Source organism: Verrucomicrobiota bacterium, assembly GCA_037139415.1.
Lineage (GTDB): Bacteria > Verrucomicrobiota > Verrucomicrobiia > Limisphaerales > Fontisphaeraceae > JBAXGN01.
Genome location: JBAXGN010000259.1, coordinates 1 through 8,241 on the forward strand (window position 1 = coordinate 1; position 8,241 = coordinate 8,241).

The following is an 8,241-nucleotide window of genomic DNA, read 5'->3' on the forward strand; positions in this document are numbered from 1 at the left end:
CTGGTGTTCAAATTGGTATCAAGCTAAATCTGGCAGATGCGGTGTTCTGAAGGTAAGCCGACTGGGAAGTCGGCGACACAGCAGGTTTGGAAACCTGCGCTACAATGACAAGACATGCACCTGAGTTTGAATGATGCAGAAGCAAACTGGACAGGGCGTCACACCGGATAAGTCACCAGCTTTCGTAGCCGTCGAGTAAGGAGACGGACAATTCCGAAATCCGAATCCTCCAAGTCCGCCTCCTTACCTCGGCGGCTACGCGGGGAGGTGCTTCATGCTGGCGGGAACCCTACGGTTTTCTCAGAGGTCGCTGCGTTTGCCGGGTTTGACGGGAATGTCGAGTTGCATCCTGGCAGTGTTCATCTGTAACCGTCCTGGTTTCATGGTCACAGTTACTTTGGGCGCGCTTTCCTGGCGGGCGGAAAAATGAACGCTCAAACCAGCAGCGGCGACGGCAATTTGGGCCAGGTTAAATTCACGCTCGGGTCCTTGGTAAAACACCGCATCCGCAAAGGCAAGGTCGCCTTTTGTCCCCACCGACCAGCGCGGGATAAAACCGCTAAACTGGGCATACGGGACTGATAAGGTGAGCGAGACCGGACCGAACGATTGGTGAATGGATTCATCCAACGAACCGGGCGCGACCAGCGCGGTGGTTCCGGCCGCTCCGCCCAACTCGAACCGCAACCGCAAATCCCGGGCGCGAATCGTCGCGTTTTTGATGCGATCCAGCCCCACATGCGTATCGCCGCCATCCACCGCGAAGAAAACCCCGGCCAGCACGGTACCCCCCTGTTGCACACTGCGAAATTGGGCCGCCGCGAAATCGTAATCATCATGCAGAAAGCGCAGATGCAGATAGGCAGGTTTTTGGGCATCCCCCCAATACGCCAGCAGCGCGCGGCGTTGATTCCATAAATCGCCACGATTTACACTCCCCAAGGCAAAGGCTGGCTCCAAGTGGGTGGTGCCCACCACGGGTGATTTGGATTTTTCAAAGGTTTCCAGAAATTCACGCGGCTCCTTGAGCGTGGTAAAATACGATTCCAGATCGGGCGGGCAAGGCAGTGGCAGCCGGACATCTTCAGCACTGAACTCATCCACTCCGAATTGAATCCGCCCAGCGGTAGCTTGTTGGATCAAGGCGAGCACCCCAGGCTTCAACAGTGAGCTATAGGCGCGGCTGTGTGGACCCGCCCACTGACGCGTGGGAACATGGAAATGCCGCGCAATCTCTTCCCAAGCCAGGTGGTACACTTCCTCCGCCAACCGGCGCATTTCCGCGTCCTTGACATGAATCCGAATGCGCCCCACTTCCTTTAAAGCAACCACCGTATAGGTGGGGCTGTTATACTCGGTCAAGGCCCCCTGCGTCCTGGTGTACTCACAAAAATTACGCCACCGTTTTTGCGCGTATTCCCGCATCTCCGGCCAATCGTACAACTCGCTGGCCACCAGCGTCACGTAGCTGCCCATGATGGCGATGTTGGTGTAGCCAAGTGACACATTGCGCTTCTTGATCGAGCGCGCCGCGTGCTTGATGGCCTCATCCACCTTGCCCGCCAGATCAGGTTTAAGCCGTTGCCGGTGGTCCAGCGCCACTTGAAGCAGCGCGGCCCCGCAAAAATCCGCCCAATTCCAGTCCGGAGGCGACATCCGGCTGAGCGGCTCTTCCAAAAACCAAGACCAGATCCCGTACGTCTTGCTCTGCGGATCCTGATCTTGCAGCGAAATAACCTTGCGCAGAATGGCCTCTGCCCGGGGCAGCAACGCGTCATCCATGGTGTCCAGCAGCATCACCGCATACCACAACGAGCCACGCGTATCATGCACCGTTCCGGATTTGAGCGTAGTGTGGTAACCGGGCGATTTCAGCGGGCCCTTGGTCATTTGCTCGGCGGGATCGTACTTGGATTCATACGCCGCCAACGCCTTGCGCAACTGCGCCAATTGTTCGGGACGCGGGGCATAGCGCTGCGGAAAGCCACTATCCACAGCCACAGGGTTGGCAGCAGCGGTTCCCCAAGCAAACATCAAGCACAGACCCGTGGTCAGAAACAACAAAAGTGGCGACATATAGCGTGCGTGTATTGAGCTACTCCGCTGGCAGCACCATGATATTTTGCGGGCGCACATAGACCGACAGCGCTGCGCCCACCTGGCGGATATGATCCGGATTCTGCTCAAACGCCTTGATGCGTTCGCCGCCGGGAATCACCAACTCATATTGTTCCACTTCCCCCAGATAACACACATAACTGATCCGGGTTGCAAATCGGTTCACCGCACTCTCGCCAATCTCCACGGATTCGGGACGAAACCCCGCCAATACCCGTGCCCCCGGCTGCCAGCGCACATCCGCGACGGCCACCAGCGGGCCGGCGGAAGTCGCCAGCGTCATTTCCCCGCCGGTATGGCGTTCCACGGTGGCGGTCAGCCAGTTGGTTTCCCCAATGAAATCAGCCACAAACCGGTTGGCCGGCGTGCGGTAAATGGCCCGTGGATCCCCCAGTTGCTCGATCTTGCCATCCCGTAATACCGCCATGCGACTGGCCAGGGAGAGCGCCTCCTTTTGATCATGCGTGACGTAGATGGTCGTAATTTTGGTCTGCGCGTGAATCCGCCGGATTTCCTCGCGCATTTCAAGGCGGAGCTTGGCGTCCAGATTGGATAACGGTTCATCCAATAGCAGCACATCAGGGTTGATGACCAGCGCACGCGCCAAGGCGACCCGTTGCTGTTGTCCACCAGAGAGTTTGTCCGGTGTACGGGCGGCATAACTTTCCATGCGCACAATTTCCAGCGCGTTCTGGACCCGCTGCTTCTTTTCCGCCTCATTCACGCTGCGGACGTCCAGCCCGTACGCGACGTTTTGCGCCACAGTCATGTGCGGCCAGAGGGCATAATTCTGGAACACCATCCCGGTATTCCGCAAATGGGGCGGCACCCCCGCCATGGGCTTGTCCCCGAACAGCAGTTGCCCGCCATCGGGTTGATAAAAACCGGCGATGGTACGTAATAGCGTGGTTTTACCACAACCAGAAGGGCCGAGGAGAAAAAACAGTTCTTCGGATTGTATCTCCAGCGAGATACCTTTCAGCGCCACCGTATCGCCGAACTTCTTAACCAGATTTTGTATCGAGACGCGCATGTAATGTCGGGCCTATTGTCCACACCGGGCGACAAAGGTCAACGACGTTACGCAGCCGATCCGCCTGCTTTATTTGTAGCCGTCGAGGTTAGGAGACGGACCCCGGAAATTTCGGATTTCGGAATTACGGCAGTCCGTGTTCCATGCGCGGTTAACCGTTGAAATAAATGTACGCCCCAAGGATGAAGGCCAGGACGACCACGGAGGCCGCAACCTCTTTCCAATCCCAACTATCACGCGTGTCCTTCTTGTCGGTGTCGGACGCGGTGCCAAACGCGAGCCCCTTGATCTGGTTGGCGTCGGGCGCCGGCGTCATATAACTGACCACCACCATGACCAGCGCGGATACGATGGTGATGAGAATGCTGAAGTACTGAAAATTGATATTGTTGACGATCCAGAGGAATGATCCTTGCGTGTAGCCGGTCTCGAACCCCTTGAGTTTCATCGTCACCGGCGTATCTACCACCATGCGGAAAACACCCAGCGCAAAACCCACGACCATGGCCCACAGGCAACCTTGGGCGTTCAAGCGCTTCCAGAAAACGCCAAAGAAGAACACCACAAAAATGGGGGGTGCCAGATAGCCTTGCACCGCCTGCAAATAACCGTACAAGCCTTGCGCGCCTTGAATTACGGGAATCCACAGCAAGGCAATCACCACCATGACCACGGTGGCAATGCGCCCGGTGCGCACCAGTTGGTGCTGGGTCGCCTCGGGTTTCCATTTCTGATACAGGTCCACGGTGAAGAGGGTCGAGCACGCATTGAACACCCCGGCCAGGGAACCCATCAGCGCGGAGAGCAATCCAGCCACCACGATGCCGCGCAATCCCGACGGCAACAAATGCTGCACCATGAGCGGGAACGCGCCTTGGGAGGCATTCGGGTCCGCATGTGGGCCGATCAAGGCCGCCGCCAACGCGGGATTCTTGCCGCTTTTCGCCAGCGCAAAACAAATCAAGCCGGGAATAATAAACAGGTACACTGGAAAGAGCTTCAAGAAGGCCGCAAAGATACTCCCGCGCCGCGCCGTCTTTTGGTCCGGGGCGCCCAAAGCGCGTTGCACGATATACTGATCGGTACACCAATACCACAGGCCAATCACCGGCGCGCAGATGGCCATGCCCAGCCAGGGAAATTTATCGTTGAAATACCAGGCAATGCGCGTGGATTCCTTGACCGGTTGCCAGGTACTCTCCATGCCAGCGGGAATCAGGGGCTTCCAGAGGTTGAACATTTCCGAACCGCAAATGCGGCGCAATTCGCTCCAACCACCCAGTTGACTGAGCCCATAGAACGTGAGCAACCCGGACCCGCCAATCAAGATGACCACCTGCACCGCATCATTATAGGCCACTGCGCGCATGCCGCCCAGCGTGGTGTACAACCCCGTGAGAATGATCACTAGGAACGAACCAATCCAGAAACTATCCAGGACCGCTCCCCCCAGATTCAACTTCAGTTCGGGCAGCAACGTGGCAAACACCACGCCGCCAGCAAAAATACCCACCGCGATCTTGGACACCACAAAAGTGATCAACGAGACGATGGACAGCACATAGCGCGATTTGGTGCAGAACCGGCGTTCGAGAAACTCCGGCATGGTGAACACCAGCGAGCGCGCGTAAAATGGCACAAACACCCACGCCAGCACCAGCAGACACCAGGCGTGCAGCTCATAATGAGCCATGGCCACACCATCCTTGGCGCCAGACCCGGCCAACCCGACAATATGCTCGGAGCCAATGTTGGAAGCGAAGATGGACGCGCCGACAATCCACCAACTCAAGTTTCGGCCCGCCAGGAAGTAATCCGACGCCGTGTCCTTGTTTTTACGAATCACCCACCACGCCACCCCGCCAAGGATGCCGAAATAACATGCGATCACCAGCCAATCAAGACCTGTCATAATCTGTATGCCTGTGTTCTAAGGTTTATAATTGGCGGTTAATTCACACCATTTGCCGGGCGGAAGCAATCATATTTTCCACGGCCCGCGTCATTATTTCATGTGACGCGCACGTTTTCTCCCGGAACCACGGAGATCGACATTCCTGTTATCAATGAAAGTCCCTGGATATTTTCAACTGACAACAGTGATGCCAGCGTCATCGGCGGTCAATTTCGGCTGGCGCTGTTCGCTGACTAAAATCCAGGGCTTGGTGTTTCCCTTACTGCTCCGTAAACGTCACGGCGTGTTTGAGCGCCTGTTCATATACCAGCTTGAGCGGCACGCGCGCGGTTTCGGCGACTTGGCGGCAGGATTCAAACTCCGGGGCGACCTGGAGCACGCGTCCGTCCAGTTTCCCCAGTTTGACGGTGACTTCGCCATGCTCCGTTTTTACCGAGGTGAATTCGCGTTTCAGTTTCCGGCGTTCACATAGGGTACGACGCACACCAAGCGCGCTGGTTTCGCGCAGCAGGAATTCGGAAAAATGATCGGCCTCGTCCGCGCCGCAAACCAGGGTGACCAGCAGACCGGGGCGGTGCTTCTTCATTTGCACCGGGGTATAGAACAGGTCCAAGGCCCCCTCGCCCATGGCCTTTTCCATCACGTAACCCAGGATTTCCGGGTTGAGGTTGTCCAGGTTGGTTTCCAACACCGCCACCGTATCGGTTTCCCAGTCATGCGTGGCGGCGGATTCCATCCGAGCCTGCCCCAACACCGCGCGCAGCACGTTGGGACGGGTTTTGTTCACCCGCGTGCCCAATCCGTACCCGATCTGCTCCGCCACCAATCCTTGCATGGGGCCAAACTGCTCGACGAATTCCGCCAAAAGGGCGGCGCCGGTGGGGGTCACGAGTTCATGTGGTTCTTCGCATTGCGTCACCGCGATGCCGCGCGCGCCAAGAATTTCCAGCGTAGCCGCCGTGGGCACCGGGAAGCGTCCGTGCGCGCACTCGACCCAGCCCGTGCCTTCCACAACGTTCGCCGCGAGCACCCTCGGTTTGCCAAGCATTTCCAACGCGATGCAAGCACCTACGATGTCCACAATGGAATCCACCGCGCCGACTTCATGGAAATGAACCGCCTCCGGTTTTTTCCCATGCACCCGGCCTTCCGCCTCCGCGACGCGTTGGAACACGGCGATGGCCTTGGTTTTCACCCAGTCAGAAAGGCTGGATTCGACAATGAGTTGCTTGATGTCGCGGAAATTCCGCCCGTGCTCATGGTCATGCTCGTGATGCCCATGCCCATGGCCGTGTTCAGATTCATGAGGATGACCGTGTTCATGGTGTTCATGGTCGTGTCCATGTGCGTCGCTGTCATGGTGATGGTGCCCGTGACCATGCTCATGCCCGTGCGCATCGTGATCCGGATGATCCTGATGCGAGTGCTCGAACTCCAGGTGGACATCGAACTTAACGCCCGCGATGCTGCCGTTTTGTTTTTTGGCCACGTGCAGATGATAGCCGGGCAGATGAAGTTGCCCCAAGGCCTGCCCCAAAGCGCAGGCATCCACCCCCAAATCGAGCATCGCGCCAAGAAACATGTCACCGCTGATGCCGCTGAAAATATCGAGGTAAAGCACTTTCATAGTCTGATCAAAATATTCACAACCAACTATTTGCCCTCACCCGCCGCGAGCGCGTTGATCTGGCTGGCGGCGTATCCAGCTCCGAAGCCGTTATCAATGTTCACCACGGTAATACCACTGCTGCAACTGTTGAGCATACCCAGGAGCGCGCTGAGGCCGCCCAGGTTCGCCCCATATCCCACGCTGGTCGGCACCGCGATCAAAGGACGTGAGATCAGCCCCGCGACCACGCTGGGCAACGCGCCTTCCATGCCCGCGACGACAATCAGCACGTTGGCCTGTTGCAGTTTTTCGAGGGGCCGCAGCAACCGGTGCAGCCCGGCGACGCCGATGTCATAGTACCGTTCCACCGTGTTGCCCATGATGTCCGCCGTGACCGCTGCTTCCTCGGCCACCGGCAAATCACTCGTACCGGCGCAAAGCACGGCAATGTGGCCCGGGCGTTTGGCCAGAGGCTTTTGGTCAAGCGTCAGGCACCGGGCGGATTCGTGCCAGATGGTTTTGGGGAACTTCTTTTTCATTGCGCGCGCGTGCTCGGGGGTGGCGCGGGTAATCAGCACCCGGTTCCCGTGTTCGAGCATCTTGCCGGCAATCCCCACAACCTGCTGCGGGGTTTTGCTCGCGCCGTAGATAACCTCCGGAAATCCCTGGCGCAAGGAGCGATGCGTATCCACTTGGGCGAATCCCAAATCCGCCACCGGGGCGCGTTGGAAAGCGTGCAATACGTTTTCCCGGGTGGCTTCACCGCGGCGAAAACGTTCCAGCAATTCAATGGCTTCTTTCGATGTCACGGCCCAATCTTGCCTGCAAATCGCCAACACGCAAGACAGGACTTGCCGAACCGCGTTCCTTGAGGTAGAGTTCTGAAAAACTTATGGCACTCGACGACCACTTACTGGAAGCGGAAGACAAGATGATCAAAACCGAGGAGATCATCCAACGTGAATTTTCCGGCGTGCGGACCAGCAAAGCCTCCCCGGCCTTGGTGGAAAATATCATGGTGGAGGCCTACGGAGCCACCATGCGGCTGCGGGAGGTGGCTAATATCACCGTGCCCGAACCGCGCATGTTGGTCGTTCAACCCTGGGACGCCAGCAATGTTGGCCCCATTGAAAAAGCGATTCAGAAGGCCAACATCGGCCTCAATCCCGCCGTGCAAGGCAAGCTTATCCGGCTCGTGCTGCCGGAACTGAGCGAGGAACGCCGGCGTGATCTGGTCAAGATGACGCACAAAATCGCGGAAGACGGGCGCGTGGCCGTCCGGCATGTTCGCCGCGACACGCTCGAACACATCAAAAAGGAGGCCAAAAAGGGCGGCGTGAGCGAAGAAGAGGAAGAACACGCCGAGAAGGAAGTGCAAAAGTTGACGGATCAATACATTGCCAAGATTGATGTCCACCTGACGGCCAAAGAAAAAGAAATCATGACGGTTTAAGGGGGAAATGCGGATTGCGGATTGCGGAAAACCAAGAGTCAGGAGTTAAGACGTTCGGTTAAGTGCTTATCCGTAAATAGATATTGTCTGTCGCCAGCAGATTATGGCTGCGG

At 57.4% G+C, this 8,241-nt stretch carries 6 protein-coding genes; 1 reads left to right on the plus strand and 5 read right to left on the minus strand.

The genetic code is table 11. The features are described 5' to 3' along the window. Positions 1-300 precede the first annotated feature (300 nt). The 5 genes from WCO56_27385 to larB form a co-directional block, all read right to left on the minus strand. The gene (locus WCO56_27385) at positions 301-2,076 is read right to left on the minus strand and encodes a hypothetical protein (GenBank protein MEI7733325.1); all 1,776 of its coding nucleotides are present in this window, start codon (positions 2,074-2,076) and stop codon (positions 301-303) included. Positions 2,077-2,095: 19 nt separating this feature from the next. Then, positions 2,096-3,151 carry an ABC transporter ATP-binding protein gene (locus tag WCO56_27390; protein ID MEI7733326.1) on the minus strand — a complete coding sequence of 352 codons (1,056 nt, stop codon included), beginning with the start codon at positions 3,149-3,151 and terminating at the stop codon, positions 2,096-2,098. Positions 3,152-3,302: 151 nt separating this feature from the next. Then, on the minus strand, positions 3,303-5,063 hold the full coding sequence (locus WCO56_27395) for a sodium:solute symporter (GenBank protein MEI7733327.1): 1,761 nt from the start codon (positions 5,061-5,063) through the stop codon (positions 3,303-3,305). 262 nt (positions 5,064-5,325) lie between these two features. Continuing rightward, positions 5,326-6,693, minus strand: coding sequence for a nickel pincer cofactor biosynthesis protein LarC (larC, locus tag WCO56_27400; GenBank protein MEI7733328.1), 1,368 nt, complete (start codon positions 6,691-6,693; stop codon positions 5,326-5,328). 26 nt (positions 6,694-6,719) lie between these two features. Beyond that, positions 6,720-7,484, minus strand: a complete 765-nt coding sequence (larB, locus tag WCO56_27405; protein ID MEI7733329.1) for a nickel pincer cofactor biosynthesis protein LarB — start codon at positions 7,482-7,484, stop codon at positions 6,720-6,722. Positions 7,485-7,567: 83 nt separating this feature from the next. Here larB and frr point away from each other — a divergent pair, with 83 nt between their 5' ends. Continuing rightward, the gene (gene frr, locus WCO56_27410) at positions 7,568-8,128 is read left to right on the plus strand and encodes a ribosome recycling factor (GenBank protein ID MEI7733330.1); all 561 of its coding nucleotides are present in this window, start codon (positions 7,568-7,570) and stop codon (positions 8,126-8,128) included. Positions 8,129-8,241: the final 113 nt, after the last annotated feature.

Coding starts and splice junctions, on each gene's coding strand:
- WCO56_27385 (MEI7733325.1), bottom strand. CDS start 2,076: ATGTCGCCACTTTTGTTGTTTCTGACCACGGGTCTGTGCTTGATGTTT.
- WCO56_27390 (MEI7733326.1), bottom strand. CDS start 3,151: ATGCGCGTCTCGATACAAAATCTGGTTAAGAAGTTCGGCGATACGGTG.
- WCO56_27395 (MEI7733327.1), bottom strand. CDS start 5,063: ATGACAGGTCTTGATTGGCTGGTGATCGCATGTTATTTCGGCATCCTT.
- larC (MEI7733328.1), bottom strand. CDS start 6,693: ATGAAAGTGCTTTACCTCGATATTTTCAGCGGCATCAGCGGTGACATG.
- frr (MEI7733330.1), top strand. CDS start 7,568: ATGGCACTCGACGACCACTTACTGGAAGCGGAAGACAAGATGATCAAA.